Origin of the sequence: Kolteria novifilia (assembly GCA_007748055.1) — a bacterium.
Classification (GTDB): domain Bacteria; phylum Planctomycetota; class Planctomycetia; order Kolteriales; family Kolteriaceae; genus Kolteria; species Kolteria novifilia.
The window spans coordinates 6,705,789-6,722,594 of record CP036279.1 but is presented as its reverse complement, the minus strand read 5'-3'; the positions used below and the strand labels follow the sequence as shown (position 1 = coordinate 6,722,594).

10 protein-coding genes are annotated in these 16,806 nt (G+C 63.2%); 1 reads left to right on the top strand and 9 read right to left on the bottom strand.

The genetic code is table 11. The features are described 5' to 3' along the window. Nucleotides 1–48: 48 nt before the first annotated feature. Nucleotides 49–1,071 carry a zinc-binding dehydrogenase gene (locus Pan216_RS24690; protein WP_145262374.1) on the bottom strand — a complete coding sequence of 341 codons (1,023 nt, stop codon included), beginning with the start codon at nucleotides 1,069–1,071 and terminating at the stop codon, nucleotides 49–51. 1 nt (nucleotide 1,072) lies between these two features. Continuing rightward, nucleotides 1,073–1,780 (bottom strand): orotidine 5'-phosphate decarboxylase / HUMPS family protein, encoded by a 708-nt coding sequence (locus tag Pan216_RS24685; protein ID WP_145262373.1) that lies wholly within the window; start codon nucleotides 1,778–1,780, stop codon nucleotides 1,073–1,075. 204 nt (nucleotides 1,781–1,984) lie between these two features. On the opposite strand from Pan216_RS24685, the gene Pan216_RS24680 reads away from it, so the two are divergent. After that, nucleotides 1,985–3,277, top strand: coding sequence for a XylR family transcriptional regulator (locus Pan216_RS24680; protein ID WP_419192950.1), 1,293 nt, complete (start codon nucleotides 1,985–1,987; stop codon nucleotides 3,275–3,277). Between the two features lie 164 nt (nucleotides 3,278–3,441). Here the strand turns inward: Pan216_RS24680 and Pan216_RS24675 are convergent, their stop codons facing one another. From Pan216_RS24675 to Pan216_RS24645, 7 genes are all read right to left on the bottom strand, one after another. Then, complete coding sequence (locus Pan216_RS24675) at nucleotides 3,442–4,236, bottom strand: VOC family protein (RefSeq protein WP_145262369.1); 795 nt, start codon at nucleotides 4,234–4,236, stop codon at nucleotides 3,442–3,444. A gap of 246 nt (nucleotides 4,237–4,482) precedes the next feature. Beyond that, on the bottom strand, nucleotides 4,483–4,791 hold the full coding sequence (locus Pan216_RS24670) for an EF-hand domain-containing protein (protein WP_145262367.1): 309 nt from the start codon (nucleotides 4,789–4,791) through the stop codon (nucleotides 4,483–4,485). 306 nt (nucleotides 4,792–5,097) lie between these two features. Continuing rightward, entirely contained in the window at nucleotides 5,098–9,021 is a 3,924-nt protein-coding gene (locus Pan216_RS24665; protein WP_419192949.1) for a DJ-1/PfpI family protein, read from the bottom strand. Nucleotides 9,022–9,245: 224 nt separating this feature from the next. Beyond that, complete coding sequence (locus Pan216_RS24660; RefSeq protein WP_145262363.1) at nucleotides 9,246–11,318, bottom strand: protein kinase domain-containing protein; 2,073 nt, start codon at nucleotides 11,316–11,318, stop codon at nucleotides 9,246–9,248. Between the two features lie 459 nt (nucleotides 11,319–11,777). Next, nucleotides 11,778–12,362, bottom strand: a complete 585-nt coding sequence (locus tag Pan216_RS24655) for an RNA polymerase sigma factor (protein ID WP_145262361.1) — start codon at nucleotides 12,360–12,362, stop codon at nucleotides 11,778–11,780. Between the two features lie 91 nt (nucleotides 12,363–12,453). After that, nucleotides 12,454–14,226 (bottom strand): NAD(P)/FAD-dependent oxidoreductase, encoded by a 1,773-nt coding sequence (locus tag Pan216_RS24650; RefSeq protein WP_145262359.1) that lies wholly within the window; start codon nucleotides 14,224–14,226, stop codon nucleotides 12,454–12,456. Further along, a complete protein-coding gene (locus Pan216_RS24645; protein ID WP_145262357.1) occupies nucleotides 14,226–16,331 on the bottom strand; it encodes a hypothetical protein in 2,106 nt (701 codons plus the stop codon). The genes Pan216_RS24650 and Pan216_RS24645 overlap by 1 nt, the downstream gene beginning before the upstream one ends. Nucleotides 16,332–16,806 lie beyond the last annotated feature (475 nt).

The following is a 16,806-nucleotide window of genomic DNA, read 5'->3' as shown; positions in this document are numbered from 1 at the left end:
GAGTCAGTGCGCGTCGGGCGAGGGACGGCGGATGTCATGAGGATGGCACTAAGGCTTGAGGACCGCCTTGACGATCTTGCCACCGTGCATGCTCTCGAAGGCGTCGTGCCACTGTTCGAGCGGCCACACACCGCCGATGATCGGTCGGACATCGAGGCTGCCGCTCGCGAGCAGGCCGATGACGCGTTCCCAAATCGACCAGTGATGACTGAAGCTCCCTTGGAGCGTGACATTCTTCTGGACGAGGGGATCGAGCGAGAACCCCAGCGGCTTGGGGCCCCAACCGACCTTGGTGATCCAGCCCTCGGGACGGACGAGGTCGAGGGCGGTCCTCAGGGCGGGGCTCGCGCCGGCCGCGTCAATGACGCCGTCGCAGCCGAGCCCGTCGCGCTGCTTTGCCCAGTCGCTGGCATCCTCGACGATGGCGGTGCAGCCATACTGTTCGGCGATCTCCAGACGCGTCTTGTCTCCCGCCAGCCCCACGACCGCGACGTCCGCACCGCACAAGCGGGCGATGGCGGCACAGAGAATGCCAATCGTTCCCGGTCCCATGACGACGATGCGATCGCCGGGTTCGATGCGGCTGTTGCCGACGGCGGCGTTGTAGGCGACGCAGCAGGGCTCGACCAAGCAGGCCTCCTCGAAGACCAACTCGTCGGGCACGCGGTGAAGCGTTCGCGACGGGACGCGGACGAACTTGGTCATCGCGCCGTCAACGCCGTAGCCGAACCCCTTGCGGCTGGGGTCGAGGTTATAGCGGCCGCGACGCGTCATCGGGTTGTTGGGGTCGATGATCGCGGCGGTTTCGCTGACGACGCGGTCGCCCTCGCTCCAGCCATCGACGCTCTTGCCGACCCGCGCGAGGACGCCGCCGAACTCGTGCCCGAGGATGACCGGATAGTTGACCGGCCACGAGTGGTGCGCGGTCCACTGGTGCAGGTCGCTGCCGCAGACCCCGACGTTGCTCACCTCGAGCAAGACGTCATCGTCCCCGATCTCGGGAAGGTCGCACTCGCGTAGCTCGACGCAGTGCTCTTGGTTGGCGTAGTTGACGACCGCGGTCATAGTCATGTCACTTGGCTCCGATGGCGACATCGCCGTAGGCGTGGACTTGTTCGCAGATCTGCGTGAGGGCGCCCTCAACGTCGCCGGCGGCCGTTTGAAAGCTGTCGGCGTCGATCGTCAGCGGGGCCCCGAGAACGACCAGCGGAGCTCCGTGCTTGGGAGTCTCGATCGCTTGCTCGATGGTCAGGCCACCGACGGCTTGGACCGGAACGGGGACGGCGGCGACGACCTCACGCAGTTGATCCATCGGGTTGGGCGCCCGCCGGCCGGAGGCGGCGATGCCATTGCGCTCGTCATAGCCGATGTGGTGGATGACGAAACCGCATCCGAGGTCCGCGAGTCGTTTGGCTCCATCGACCATGTCGGCCGAGCCGAGGTTGTCGCCCATCACGCCAAGGCCGAAGTCCTCGCCCGCCTTGACGACGCACTTGATGGTCTCGTCGTGGGCCTGCGACATGACGACGACGTGGGTGGCGCCCGCTTCGCCCATCAGCTTGGCTTCGAGCCAGCCGCCATCCATGGTCTTGAGATCGGCGACGATCGGCGTGTCGGGAAACCGTTCGCGCAGGGCGCGGACGCCGTTCATGCCCTCGGCGATGATCAGGGGGGTTCCGGCCTCCAGCCAGTCGACGCCGGCGCGCATCGCGACTTCGGCGAGTTCGATGGCTTCGGCGATGTCGGTGACATCCAGCGAGATCTGAACGATCGGTTTCATGGGCTCTTTCTTGCGTGCGTGGCCGAGGAGCGTGGTGTTGGCGGAACTGCGAGCGACCCAAACCCCGCGCGACGTGGACGGCCCTCGATGAGACTCCGCGATGACGGATGTTATCTTGCGGTGGGCGGGCGCCGAACGCCATTTGGATTTCCCCAAGGCGACTTGCGATTTTCCCCAAGTGGCGCGAGGAACTCCAGGGGAGCCGTGGACCTCGATTTCACGCGCGTCTACACTCAGAACCATGCTCCCTCGCGGGGAACCGAGTTCGCCGGAGGTCTCACTGGCGACATGCGCGGGAAGGGGAACCTACGATTTGGTGAAATGGACCCCATGGCGTCGGAATCGAACATCCTTCTATTGATCGAGACCTCGAGCGGCTTCACGCGAAGACTGATTCGTGGTGTCTCGGAGTTCTGCAACCGCCAGTCGCGCTGGAACCTTCAGTTGGATGAAGGGGGACCGGAGATGCTCGGCGAGAACTGGAACCGGCGCAAGAGTTCCTGGCGCCAGGAGAGCCGTCCCGATGGGATCATCGCCCATGTCGAGTCGCCCGCGATTTGGTCGGAGCTATGTGAAACCGGGCTACCGCTGATCAACGTCAGTGGGATCGATTGGGGAGAGTCCGTGCCGTGGGTCGACGTCAACAACCGCACCGTCTGTCGGATGGTCGTCGACGACTTCGTGGGACGGGGGTTTAAGGAACTCGCTTACTGTGGGGTCGAGTCGATCCCCTGGTCCCAGCGTCGCCATCGGTTCTTCGAGCACGAGTGCGGCAAACGCAAGGTCAACTGCCGCGCCCGTCAGTTACCCGGGTTGGCACTCGATCTCGCGGAGATGCGTCGGCTCGCCGAGTGGCTCTCGTCGCTACCGAAACCGTTCGCGGTGATGGGGTGCAACGACGCGTGCGCTCGCTGGGTGGCGACCGCGTGTTTGCACGCGAATCTTCGCGTCCCCGACGAAGCCGCGATTATCGGTGTCGACAACGACGAGCTTGTCTGCGAACTCAGCGAACCGACGCTTTCGAGCGTTATTCCCAACACGGAAAAGATCGGGCACGCGGCGGCCGTTGTCTTGGATGAAATCCTCACGCACGGCAGGCCGGTTCACCCCATTCCCAACATCGACCCGATCGGAATCGAATCGCGTCACAGCACCGACGCCGCCGCGATCGGTCAGGACCTCATCCGGCTTGCGATGCGGTTCGTCCACGGCCACGCCCACGAGGGGATCAACGTCGACGACGTCTTGCGCAGTGTGCCCATCTCCCGGACGGCGCTGGAGAACGGATTTCGCCAGATGCTCGGCCGGACACCGTTGGCGGAACTGACGCGACTGCGGATGCTCAAGGCGCGTCAACTGCTCACGAGCACGAGTCTCTCCCTGACCGAGATCGCGTCGCGCGTCGGTTACGATCGCGTCGACTACTTCAGCACCGTCTTCAAACGCGAGCACGGCGTCTCCCCAAGTTCGTTTCGAAAAGACGCGTCGAATTCTTAGAGTGGCCTTCGTCTCAGGAGTGGGGCTTGAGCCACCGTCGGGGATCTTTTCCGAGCTCCGGCTGGCAAGCAGGCCGTGGCACCCGTCGTGATCCTCTACACATGCCCCACGCAAGCGTGATCCTTGGGGCCCCCGTGTACCCCGAGCGATGGGACACTCTCCGCTCAGTCGAGGTCGGAGAGGTCATTCATGGCGATCACGCAGAAAGTGCCGCCTTGCGGATCGGAGATGACCGCCATCCGGCCGAAGGAGAGGTCGAAGGGCTCGACGCACATCTTGCCGCCGAGTTCCTTCGCTTTGCCCGCGATCGCGTCGGCGTCGGTCACGGTGAAGTAGGCGGTCCAATGGGGCGGGAAACCGTCCCATTCCTCGTTCATCTCGAGAATGCCGCCGTTCATGCGGCCCTTGTTCATGATGACGTGGTAGGGGTGGGGCGAATCGGGGCTGAGCTCGAACTCCCAGCCGAACAATTCGCTGAAGAAGGTCTTGGCCTTGTCGACGTCGCGAGTGTGAAGCTCGTTCCAGCCGAAGTAGCCGGGATCGTTGACGCGATCGGCGCCGTGGAACTTGTCTTTCTGCCAAAGACCGACGTGGGCGCCCGAGGGATCTTGGATGAAGGCTAGCGAACCGGCGTCGAGGACCTTCATCACCGGCATGGTGTTCGTCCCGCCGAGGGCGACCGCCTTTTCCGTGGTCGCGTTGATGTCGTCGACGTTGATGTAGTTGTTCCAGGTCGGGGGGATTCCCTGAGCCTTCATCTCCTCCGGCATCTGCGCGAGGCCGGCGAGCTTGTGACCTTCGAGCTCGAAGATCACGTAGGGGGGACCACCTTGCGTATCGCTGTCGACGGCCGACCAGCCGAAGAGCGACTCGTAGAAGGTGCGCGCGTCGGCGATGTCGTGGGCCGTGAGATCGACCCAGGAAAATTGGCCATGTTCGTAGCTGCTCATCGTGCCCATGGTGAAGTTCCCCGCATCAAATGGATAGTGTACAGGTGGCCACATAAGGATAGCGACTCGGGGCCGGCGGCACAACACTCTTTGACGGGAACGGGGAGATCGGAGGGAATTGGTCGCGTGTGATCACCGCGCAATAAAAAACGACGCCGAGGATGGAGCACTCGGCGTCGCATCAACAATAGTCAGCAGCAGGCGTTCGGGCGAAGCAAGGTTTGCGGGACGCCGGCTTCGCGGGGCCTGCCGCGACTAGTTGTCCTTGTTCTTCTTTTTCTTGTTCTTTTTGGCCTTCTTGGCGGGCATGAACTCATCCTTGGTGAGGTTGCCGTCGCCATCCTTGTCGCGCTTGGCGAAGGCTTTCTCGGCCTTCTCCTTCTTCTCGCCAGTTCGCTTTCCGACGAACTCGTCGAGGGAGACTTTGCCGTCGCCGTTCTTGTCCATCTTCTGGAAGCGAGCTTCAGGATCGATCTTCTTCTTTTCCTTGTCGGCCGCGATCGCGAATCCCGCGCTGGCCAGCATCATGGCCGCGGTGGTGGTCAAACAGACGAGCTTCTTCATCAGGTCTCTCCGTGGGAGAGGGGGCGGTCCCAGTCGGTGACCCAACGCGCACCAACTTCCCGGCCCCTCATAAAAGCAACGATGCGCGGCTCGACGGAATTATTCTCCAGATTTGGAAAAAGAGAGAGGGCTGTCGCGGCCGTCTCGCTCGAGGGTTCGATGGGTGGCATCCGGGGAAAAGGCGGAGGTGCTGGAAGGTCATGGGGAAGCGTTGGGGGAGGAGCGAGGCGGCCGCGACAGACGCGACGCTCGTCGCCGGTGCCGAAGAAGGGATCGACACCGACGACGAGACGTCGCTCTCTGGGGTTACGCTCCGAGGATCTGTTGAGCGACTACCTCACCGAAGTAGGAGGCGGAGTCCCAGTCCTCGGCGGTGACATACTGACCGCTGACCAGGACATCGTCGAACGAGTGACCGGGATTGCCGATCGACTGCGACTCGACCATGATCGCTCCGGTCTGCTCGACGTACCACCGGGTGAGCTGGGCCCCGTCGGTGAGCGACTCCGGGGCGTAGCCGGCGTAGCTCGAGACGGAAACGCCGTCGAGATGGTAGATTCCCATGTCGTCCTGGGTCTGGGCCAGGGCCGAGACCGCGTGGGAGATCGCCGCGACGGTCTTGCCTTGCTCGACGAAGTCGCCGATCAGCTCGTTGAAGTCGTCCTGAAGCTCGTCGGTCCCGTTGTAGTTCGGGTTGGCGAAGACCCCTTCGTAGGTGTAGTAGAACTGGGTCGTTCCCCAGCCGCCGGAGACGGCGACCGCCGAGTAGTCCGACGCGATCGCGTCGGCGATCGTGATGTCGGGCAGGACGATTCCATCGCCGGCGCCCTGACCGGAGTTGGCGTGGGGCGTGGCCGGTCCCAAAGTGGGGGCGGCGACGACGACGGTCAATCCCGCGGCTTCAAGCGACGCCCGCGTGTCGGCGTACTCCTGGTAGTAGAAGTCGACGTCGGAGATGATCAGGAGGACCGGCTGCACGCCTTCCACCTCGCCCCCTTCGCCCGGATCTTCGGGAGGAACTTCTTCCTCGCCGGGGTCACCACCCAGTCCGAGCAGTTGGTTGGCGATCACTTCGCCGAAGAGAGCGGCGGAGTCCCAGTTCTCGGCGGTGATGAACAGGTTGCTGACGATCACGTCGTCGAAGGCATGAGCCAGATCGCCGACCGACTGGCTCTCGACCATGGTCGCTCCCGACTGCTCGACATAGAACCGCGAGAGTTGGTTCCCGTCCAGCAGCGAGTTGGGGGCGGTGCCGGCGAAGCCCGCCACGGTTTGCCCCTCGAGTTGGTAGTCGCCGAGTTCGTTGGTGGTCTGGGCCAAGGCCGAGACACCATGACAGATCGCGGCGACGTATTTTCCTTGGTCGACGAAGTCGTCGACCATCGCGTTGAAGGCCTCCTTGACTTCGTCGGTTCCGTTGTAGTTCGGGTTGGCGAAGTCCCCTTCGTAGGCGTAGTAGTACTGCGTCGCTCCCCAACCGCCGACGATGGCGACCGCCGAGTAGTCGCCGGCGTTGACATCGGTGAGAGCGATGTCGGGCATGACCTCGCCGCTACCGGCGCCTTGGCCAGAGTTGAGGTGGGGCGTGGCGGTCTCGGTCGTGGCGGCGGCGACGACGACCTCGAGTCCGGCGGCCTCGAGTGACTGCCTGGTGTCAAAATACTCCTGGTAGTAGAAGTCCTGGTTGGCGATGACCAAGAGGACGGGTTGAACCGCCTCGACTTCCCCGCCGCCCTCGGCGGGCGGTTCTTCAACGGGTGGCTCTTCCTCGCCGGGATCACCCTCGAGACCGAGGAGTTGGTTGGCGATCACCTCGCCGAAGAGAGCGGCGGAGTCCCAGTTCTGGGCGGTGATGCGGTTGCCGTCGACAATCACGTCGTCGTGGGCGTGAGCCGGGTCTCCGACCGAGTTCGAGGGAACGACGATCGCGCCCTCTTGCTCGAGGTACCAGCTCGTCAGTTGGTCGCCGTAAGCCACGGTGGTCGGGGCGTTGCCCGAGTAGGTGCTGACGGTGACGCCGTCGAGGAGGCTCGTTCCCTCGGGCGTTTGGGCGTAGCCGACCGACATGACGCCGTGACAGATCGCGGCGATGTACTTGCCCTGGGCGTCAAAGTCGTTCAGCAGGTCGTTGAACGTCTCCCGCAACTGCTCGGTGCCGTTGTAGGCGGGGTTGGTGAACTCGGTGTCGAAACCGTAGGCGTACTGAGAGGAGCCCCAACCGCCGACGATGGCGACCGCCGAGTAGTCGCCGGCGTTGACATCGGTGAGAGCGATGTCGGGCATGACCTCGCCGCTACCGGCGCCTTGGCCAGAGTTGAGGTGGGGCGTGGCGGTCTCGGTCGTGGCGGCGGCGACGACGACCTCGAGTCCGGCGGCCTCGAGTGACTGCCTGGTGTCAAAATACTCCTGGTAGTAGAAGTCCTGGTTGGCGATGACCATGAGGACGGGTTGAACCGCCTCGACTTCCCCGCCGCCCTCGGCCGGCGGTTCTTCAACGGGTGGCTCTTCCTCGGGATCATCGTCGGGATACATCGCGTCGGAGAGCAATTGCTCGGCGATGTAGGTGCCGAAGTAGTAAGCCGAATCGAAGTTCTCCGCGGTGATCAGCTTGCCGTCTTGAGTGACGTCGTCGTCCGCCGTCCCCGGATCGCCGATCGACTGCGAGGCGACCATGGTCGCTCCGGTCTGTTCGACGTAGAAGCGGGAGAGTTGGTTGCCGTCGGTGGTCGAGTAGGGGGCGTTTCCGGCGTAGCCGGCGACAGTGGTGCCCTCGAAGTTGAACTCGCCGACGCCGTTCTGGGTTTGCATCAGGGCCGAGACGCCGTGACAGATGGCCGTCACGTATTTGTCCTGAGTGATGAAGTCGTTGACGAGATCGTTGAAGGTTGCTTGGAGTTCCTCGGTCCCGTTGTAGGCCGGGTTGGCGAACTCGCCCTCGTAGGCGTAGTAGAACTGCGAGGCTCCCCAACCGCCGATGACGGAGATCGCGGAGTAGTCGGCCGCGTCGGCATCGGTCAGCGCGATGTCGGGGAGGACGACGCCGTCGCCGGCGCCCTGGCCGGAGTTGGCATGGGGGGTCGCCGGACCGAGGGTCGGGGCCGCCACGACGACGGAAAGTCCTTGAGCCTCGAGGGCGGCTCGCGTGTCGTTGTACTCCTGGTAGTAGAAGTCCTGATTGGCGATGACCAAGAGGACCGGCTCGATCTGTTGGGTCTCGCCGGCGTCTTCCGCGGGGGCCTCGGGAATCGCTTCGACGGGGCCTTCCGGTTCCACGGGGGGTTGGGGAATCGCCTCGTCGGGAACGACGTTCGCGGTATCGACCGCGAAGATCTCTTGAGCGATCACCGCGCCGAAGTGGGACGCGCTGGAGGAGTTCTCGGCGGTGATGATCTTGCCGTCGATGAAGACGTCGTCGCTCGCGGTCGTCGGATCGCCGATCGAGTGCGAGTTGACCATGACGGCACCGTTGCCTTCGATGTCCGAGCGAAGCAGGCGGTAGCCGTGGGTGGGCGATGGGGGGGCGTAGCCGGCGTAGGCGCTGACGGTGCGTCCGGCGAGGAGGCTCTCGCCACCGACGTCGGTGTAAGCCAGGGTTCCGACGCCGACGCAGATCGCCGCGATGTGCTTGTCCTGGGCATGGAAGTCGTTGACCAGGTTGTTGACGGCGAGCTTGGTCGCGGCGTCGCCGTTGTAGGATTCCTGAAAATACGTCCCTTCGTAGGTGTATTGCAGGGAGGTCGCGCCCCAACCGCCCAGAAAGGCGACGGCGTCGAAGTCGGCGGCGGCCACTTCATCGATCCGAAGGTCGGGTTGAACGACGCCTCCGTCGGGACCCTGGCCGGAGTTGGCGTGCGGCACCGCGTAGTCCAACGTCGGCGCGGCGACCTGGACCTCAATCCCCGCTTCTTCGAGGGAGGCGCGGGTCGCTTCGTAGTCGTTGTACCAGAAGTGGACACTAGGAATGACGAGCAGGACTCGTTTGGTGTCCGACTGGGCCGGGTCGGCTTGTTGAGCCGCTTGCTGGGCGGCGTCGAGGTACTGGACCTCGGCGGCGGAGAAGGGCGCGGGATCCTCCAACTCCGGAAGAATCGCGACGTTGGCGACGTCGTTGGAGAGCACGACGCGGGTTTCGAGCGATTCGATACCGAAGAAACGACGTTCCGGCCGGCAGTCGGCCGAGCGGCGTTCGCTCTCGTTCATCCAGTCTTCCAACCGGTTTCTCAGTCTCATCAAGCCATTCCAGACGTGTGACATGGATGCACTCCTGCGATGTGCTGTGTGTTGGTTCACCCGAAGGAGAGATGGAGTCTGGCCGGCTGATTCTTTCAGTCGATTCGCGGAATTCAGGGATGGTGGTCGTAAGTCGTTTCAGTGAAAGGGTGTGGGGTGTTTGTGTTCGGGGCGGGTGGAAGCTGAGAACAGACGTAACGCGATGTCGAAGCAGTGGTGAGCGACTACCGGCGGGACTTGAGTTCCTGGGCCAGCCGTTGGCCGAACTGGGCGGCGACGGTGTCATCGCGTCCGGTCAGAATTTGGCCGGAGAGAACGATCGGTTCGTCCTCGACTGTGATCGCTCCGTTGAGGTTGGCGGCATAGCTGTCGAGCGCCCGCTGCGGCCACCGTCCCCAAGCGACGCGGCGGCCTTCGAGTAACCCCATGTCGGCCAGCACCGCGTTGCCCGCGCAGATCGACGCGACCGGCTGTCCCGACTGAAACATCTCGCGGACAATTCGTCGCAATCGCGGTTCCGCGGCGCCTTGGTTGACGAAGTCGCGGACGTTCCAGCCGAAGACGACGACGGCGTCGAAGTCCTTGGCGTCGACATCGCCGAACGCGAGGTCGGCTTCGATGGTCGGACCCCTTGGAGGGCCACCATTGGGAGAGTCGGCCGGCGACGACTCGTAGCCTTCGGCCGTGGCGATCTTGCAGTCGAAGCCACTCGCGTCCAGGGCGTCGCGAACCGGCTGATAGTCGGGGGGCCAGTAGCCGTTCTGGGGCAGGATGATCAGGACCTTGCCGGTGGGCGAGTGGGGAGCGGTCTCGACGGGCGATGGACTGGGATCCATTGTCGCCATGGCTTCCTCGGGCACGTTGGTCGTGATCGCTGGAGGAGGCGTCGTTCCCGCCGAGGCGAGGCCACCGCCGCCCGAGTCGGTTCCCGAAGAGCGGAGCAGGGGGCTGAGCAACCAACCCGTCCCGAGCAACCCGGCCAGTGCCGCCAAGATCAAGGGAACCGCGAGCCGGTTCTTTGGCGGCGTGGGATTGGGCGGCACGGAGAGCTGTGTCGTCGAAGGGGCTTGCGTCGGCGTCCCGCCCGAGGCGTGATCGAGCAGATCGGTGATCGAGTCGGGAGTCGCGACCGGCGCCTGGGGAATGCTGCTGGGCGTCTCTCTCGGACGGCGCTGATTGGTTCCCTTGGCCGCTTTCGCGTAGGGCGCCAGCGATTGGGCGATCTCTTCGGGCGTTTGGAAGCGATCGTCGGGTCGTTTGGCCATCATCTGTCGGAGGATGGTTTCGATTTCCGGCGGAATGTCTTCACGCAGTTCGGTGATCGAGTCGGGTTCCTCGCCGCCGTGAGCCATCAGCTTCCCGACCGTCGTTCGGCCATGAAACGGAGGGCGGCCGACGAGAAGGTAGTACAGGGTGCAGCCCAACGAGTAGATGTCGGCGCGAATGTCGGCGGTCCGCGCATCGCGAGCCTGCTCGGGAGCCATGTAGTCGGGCGTTCCCAACACGACGCCGTCGTGCGTCAGCGCGGTGACGGTGTCGGAATCGGCGTCCTCGGCGGTCGTCGCTTCCCGCGCGAACCGGGCGAGGCCGAAGTCGAGAATCTTGACTTGTCCCTTGCGAGTGAGCATCAGGTTGTGCGGCTTGATGTCGCGATGCACCATGCCGAGCTGCGCGGCGTGCGACAATCCGATCGCCGCCTGCCGGATGTAGTGACAGGCATGACCGACGGGCAGCGGGCCCTTGAGTTTCACGACTTCCGACAAGCTCTTTCCATCGACGAACTCCATCACCAGCATGTGCAGATCGCCGACCTGTTCGGCGTCGTAAGCGGTGACGATGTTGGGGTGATGGAGACGGGCGGCGGCTTTGACTTCGAGGCGGAAGCGTTCGATCGCCTTGGCGTCCTCGAGGAGTTGGGGGCTGATGATCTTGAGGGCGACTTGTCGTTCCATCAGCCGATGTTCGGCTTGGAAGACGGTGCCCATTCCGCCGGCGCCGAGCGAACGGATGATGCGGTAGCGTGGGTGGTCGCTCAGTTCCTTGACGACCATTGCATCGACCAAGCCGCGCCAATCGGGCCGGAAGGTTCCCTTCTTCCCGATCGCTTCGGTGACGGTGTCGGATCGGCGCAGTCGGTTCATGAGCGTGTCGTTGGGGAGGCTGCCGAGAAACGCGCAGCATTGATCGCAGTGCGCGATGTGCCGTTCGATCTCGGCATTCTTGGTGGCGTCGAGACGCCCCAACCCGAAGTCGGTCAGCTCATCAGGGGTCGGATGGACTCCCTGGGACTCAGTCACAGCCAATCTCCACGCTCGGGCGCAATCGCTTCGAGATACGAACAGACGCTTCGGCCGCGGGGACGACCCCGGTCCAAGATGTATCGTACGTTGTCACGGCGAGGTGAGGAAGCGACTCCGGAGGATTCGGGGGCGCGGAAGGGATGGTCGCTGCCCTCTCGGCGGCGGGGGCTAGCAGACCGTCGATCTATTCGGTGCCGTTTGCGAACGGTTCGATCGACCAATCTCCGTGTCGAAGAAATCTCGACGAATCTACCGATTCGCCTGGGTTTCTTCTTCTTGATCTTGGCCGAGATTCACCGTTCTCGACTTGGCCCCACTTGAATCAACGGACTGTTCGCGCTGAGTCAATCGCCAAACTTCGGGTTGTGAACCCACGATCACTTCTCACTGGCTGACCAGCAGCCAGTGCCACCCGAACTTTCGGATCTGACAGAGCACTAGGCTGGCGGGGAGGGCTCAGTCGAGCATTCCCGCCCCTTCGGTGCGCAGTCGACTCAGAATCCGCGACTTCGCGATGAAGACCGCGTTGACCGACAGGCCAAGCTCTTGGGCGACTCGCTCGGCGGGTTGACCTTGGAGGGCGACGCGCTCGAACGCGAGCCAGGTCGACTCCGTGAATCCGCCCTTGATGCGCTCGAGCAGGAAACGGGTAACGTGACGGTCGTGCTCGAGGTTCCACTGGCGGCTCAACTCGCTGTCGTCGTCCGCGAGTTGCTGGAGCATTTCGTCGAAGTCGCTGCTGCCCGTCGCCAACGGTTGGTAGCGTTTCGAGCGACGATAGTCGCGCAGGCAGTTGACGGTGATGTTTCGCAGCCAACGCCGAAACGCGCCGGTCCGGGGCTCCCGCTCGAATCCCCCCAGCTTGCGCACGACCACGAGCAGGACTTCCTGCGCGACGTCGTCGCAGTCGGCTTCGCGCAAGCCGTGGCGGTTGAGCCAACGTTCGATCATCGGATTGTAGATCTCGACGAGTTCCTTCCACGAGGCCGAGTCGGGCTCGTGCTTGAGTCGGTCGAGGAGGGTCTCGGAGGTATCGGTCATCGCCGGGCATTCCTCTCGCGTCCGAAGAGATCCAACGTCCCCCGTGGTTATAGGGCGACGAAGGAACAAGGTCGCGAAAGTCGACAGCCCGCTAGGAAACGCTCGTCGTCAACTCGCGCTCGGTATCCTCCCGCCCGGCTTGAGCGCCGATGTCGTCGGATTCACCCTGCCTGTAGCCGGAGTGGGGAAGCTCGCCGCTTCGGATCTGTTCGGCTTCCATCGTGGCCGATTCCGTGAGGGTCGGCGGCAGGTGGCCGCGACGCGGTCCGATGGTCGAATTCGGCTGCCGCTGCTCGTGGTACTCCCGCTCGGTATTGACCTCCCAGATGTTCCGTTTGTCGGTGCGGCCCACCACGATGTTGTCGACGGCCACCATCGCCGTGAGCATCGAATGGTCCTGGTTGTTGTAGCGATGCATCCCGTTGCGCCCGACGAGGAAGAGGTTCTCGAGGCGATCAAGATAGTCGCGGAGCTCATCGATCCGGTCGTAGGTGCCGAAGTAGGCGGGATAGGTCTTTGGCACGCGGATCACGGTGGCGTCGACGACCTCCGCGCGGTCAATGATGTCGAGGTGCGCGAGTTCCGCCTTGGCCAGCGCGATCAACTCGTCGTCGGGCAACTTCCAAAGATCGTCGGCCTCGTCGCAGAAGTACTCGAGGCCGAGCCAGACCTTCTCCGGGTCGGCGACCAAGTAGGGACTCCAGTTGTTGAAGATCTGTAGGCGTCCGACCTGGACGTCTGGTTCCTGAATGTAGATCCAATTGTCCCTGATGAGCTTCGAACCGTTGGGGCCCTCTTCGTGGATCTTCATCTTGTTGACGAGCAGCCCGACCGTGATGAAATCGCGATAGACGAGTCCCTCGCCGATCTCCTTGATCGCTTCGGGAACTTCGTCACCGAGGGCCCGCACGAGATGCTTCATCGGCATCGTCGAGAAGACGTAGTCTCCCTCGAATCGCCGCGAAGCTCCCTCGGGCTTGTCGTGGGCGATCACGGCGCGCACCCGTCCGTCGGACTCTTCCAACTCGTGGACATCGTGAAGCATGTGGATCTCGCCACCGAGGTTGATGACGCGTTGGGCGACCTCCTCCCACATCTGGCCCGGCCCCAGTTTCGGATAGAGAAAGCGTTCGATGAGGCTGGTCTCGGTCGACTTCTGACTGATCGACTGATTTCCTCGAAAGGGACGCTTCACGGCATCGAGGATCGCTTTGACGATGGAGAGTCCCTTGATCCGTTGGGCGCCCCACTCGGCGCTGATCTCGCGACAGGGCCGCCCCCAGACCTTCTCGGTGTAGGACTTGAAGAAGGTCTCGTAGAGCCGGCGCCCGAAGCGATTGATGAAGAACTCCTCGAGGTTCTTCTCGTCCCGGATCGGAAAGAGCATCGCCCGCAGGTAGCTCAACCCGATCGCGATGGTGCGGGCCGGTCCGAGTTGGCGAAGGGTGTTGACGGTCAGCGAGATGGGATAGTCGAAGAAACGCCGGAGAAAGTAGATTCGGCTGCGACGTTGGCGCAGCAGCATGACCCGGTCGACGTCGCGCGGATCGGGGCCCTGGCCGAGGGAGTCGATCTCCCGACGCTGTCGCTGGTAGCTCAGCGTCTGACGATCGGCCTCGAGTTCCTCGAGCGGCAGCATGCGAAGCCACCAGTCCATCACGCGGTCGGATTTAGAAAAGAAGCGATGGCCGCCGATATCGATGCGGTTGCCCTTGTAGTTGATCGTTCGCGCGATGCCGCCGAGGTGATCGCTCGATTCGAGGACGATCGGCTTGATCGAGGTGCGCGTCAGGAGTTCGTACGCGGCCGTTAATCCGGCCGGACCGGCTCCGATGATGATCGCGGTCTTGGGAGGATTCGACATTAGTGTCCCTCAATGAAATTCACGGCGTATTTGGTGCGTTGACTCGGTTGACCAAGAGGGGGGAAGGGGGACTCCAGCGAACGGGTCTGTGCAAGGTGTTGGTCGGGATTGCGGATCGCATGGCACTCGTAGATGTGGACGTGTCCGTTGGAAGCCGCGACTTGGTCGCCGAAGCGTTGCCTGAGGATGACGACCTCAAGCGAGGGTTCGGCGCAGAGTCGCTGGAAATCGCCGATCGTCGGCGGCGTCGTGTCGGCACCGAAGATGCGAAACGAATGCGACCAGAAGGATTCGTGGCAACAGATATCGAGCATCGAGTCGTTCTCAAATGGCCGAACCAGAACCGCCCGTCGTTGCGCCTCGGTCGCGGTGCCCCGATTGAAGATGACCCCGAAGAATTGGCGATCGCTCGCGAAGGAGACGATGGGAGTCGACGTGATGCGATAGGCGAGCACCGTCGGCCAAGTTGGCCAGTAGATCTCGGTCGCGCGCGGTGAAGGTCGCTCCCGGTTCGCGAGGTAGGCGCTCACGAAGGCGAGATCACTCGCGTCACGCTCGTACCTGACGGCGTATCCCTGGTGTTGCTGAACGAGGAAGGGCCAACAGCCGACCAGTAGTGCCAATGGGGCGAGAATGACCAGGACCCCCGAACGACGCTGGACGAGCAACCCGATCGCGATCCCGATTCCGAGGGAGACGCTCGCCACGATCAATTGTCCTTTGGTCCGTAGCGTTCCCAGGACGATCGAGACCGGGTCGTGGTTCGGCAAGTGGGCGAAGAGCTTCGATCCGACGGTCAAGACGCCGAAGGCGGAAACGACAAGACAAGCAAGTCCCAGGGCGAGGAGGAATCGGCGGTGCTGGGGCGTTCTCGTCTCTCCCTTGCCGCGATCGGAGAAGGCCAGCACGGTGCTGGTCAGCGCGAAGATGGCGACGAGTAGCACGCCTTGGCGCGGATCGACTTGCCACCAGTCGACAGCTCGTGTCGTCACGATCCCCACGGCCAGAGCGACGATCCTGTCGAGCGGGCGCTGGAACCGCCAACGTTCGACCATGGCGAGGACGCCGACCGGGATCGAAAGGTACTGTGCCAACCAAACGGCTCGAAAAGCTTGTCCCTGAAGCAGGAGGGCGTACGGAAGGTATTCGGCCACGACCGATACCGACAACCCCGCGCAAGCGACCGCGAGCACCAGGGCGACCACGCGGCGTCGCTGGTCGCGCAAATGCGTCAAGCCAAGCAGGAGCACCAGCAGGGCGGACGTCACTCGCAACCAATCGGGCCAACTCCAAAGAGTGGGAAAGCAGTTGGGACTCGTGCGAACGACGAACGCCATCCAGTCGGCGTCCATCCTTCCAAAGAGACGAAGTCCAAGCGACTGATTGGCGAGCACGTAAGCGACCACCCAGCCCGCGAGAAGCGACGAAGACAAGAGCCATCGCCACGAACAGCATGTCAGCAGCGTCGCGCCCCCAACGACTGCCAGGACACTGACGCCGATGAGGGGATGGACAGCCATTGCGGCGAGGGTGAAGCACCAGCCACGCACATAGCGTCGTTCGATCACCGCGACGACACCGAGAAGTCCGAGTGCGGCCGCCGGGATTCGGGGCGTCAAGTAGTCCTCTTGCGCATCGTGGGAGTGCCAGCCGCCGTAGGGAAGAGCGACTACCACCAGCAGGATCGCCGCCACGACCGCGAGCGACGGCGGCGACAGGATGACTCGCGTCAGCCGCATGCAAGCGAAGACGAGCAACGAGGTGCTGAGGAAGTAGACGAGCAACGAGGTGCTGAGGAAGTAGACGAGGAAGAACGCGGTCGGTACTCCCAAGGACGCGGCGATCGGCGTCACGATGGTGGAGAAGGCCGAGTAGGAGTCCTGCGATCCGAACTTGAGATAGATATCGTTGCCGTAGACCCCAGGGTGGAGGTGGTGCTGGACTTGCAGGGCGTACAACTCGGCGTCGTCACGAATGCCGACGTAAGGCGTGAAGAGACTGTGCACCAAGAGCAAGGTGAGGAAGAGAAGCCCCGGACGCTCGGCGAGCCGGCCGAGACCCTGCCGGGCGGCAAGCGAGAGTCGCGATTCGACCATGGAGTTCATGCAGGTCCGCTTGAAGCCTTGGAATGTCTCCGTCCCTATCCGGAGACTTGGGGAGCCAAAGGATGGGGGAGAGATGATGGCGTTGATACATCATGCGGACTATAGCTCGAGAGTGGGCATTGTCAAATCGGAGTTTCGTGATGGACTCATGAAGATCTAGTCGTTCTGGAGGTCGCTTTCGGCGGGCAAGATGAAAGCCGTCGGAAAGCGGTTCCCCAGTCCTTCCGCCGTAGAACAAAAAAATCAGGAGATGCTTCGAATCGGTGATCGTGGGCGCTCCGATTGGCTTGACGCCGTGGTCGTCGGAAGTGAGGGAAGAGCGCCGTGAGGAGGTGGGAAGACCTCGGTGAGTAGGCGGGGAGAGCGCCGTGAGGAAGCGAGAAGACCTCTGCGGAAGGGAGGGAAGAGTGTCGCGGAAGAGTGGCACATAGGCATGGGAAGCCCCCCCCTCTTTCCCCCCTTGTTCAAGGGGGAG

Bases quoted from the DNA above. Each gene is read 5' to 3' on its own strand.
- Pan216_RS24650 (WP_145262359.1), bottom strand. From the start codon at position 14,226: ATGTCGAATCCTCCCAAGACCGCGATCATCATCGGAGCCGGTCCGGCC.
- Pan216_RS24645 (WP_145262357.1), bottom strand. From the start codon at position 16,331: ATGAACTCCATGGTCGAATCGCGACTCTCGCTTGCCGCCCGGCAGGGT.
- Pan216_RS24655 (WP_145262361.1), bottom strand. From the start codon at position 12,362: ATGACCGATACCTCCGAGACCCTCCTCGACCGACTCAAGCACGAGCCC.
- Pan216_RS24675 (WP_145262369.1), bottom strand. From the start codon at position 4,236: ATGGGCACGATGAGCAGCTACGAACATGGCCAATTTTCCTGGGTCGAT.
- Pan216_RS24685 (WP_145262373.1), bottom strand. From the start codon at position 1,780: ATGAAACCGATCGTTCAGATCTCGCTGGATGTCACCGACATCGCCGAA.
- Pan216_RS24690 (WP_145262374.1), bottom strand. From the start codon at position 1,071: ATGACTATGACCGCGGTCGTCAACTACGCCAACCAAGAGCACTGCGTC.
- Pan216_RS24665 (WP_419192949.1), bottom strand. From the start codon at position 9,021: ATGAGACTGAGAAACCGGTTGGAAGACTGGATGAACGAGAGCGAACGC.
- Pan216_RS24670 (WP_145262367.1), bottom strand. From the start codon at position 4,791: ATGAAGAAGCTCGTCTGTTTGACCACCACCGCGGCCATGATGCTGGCC.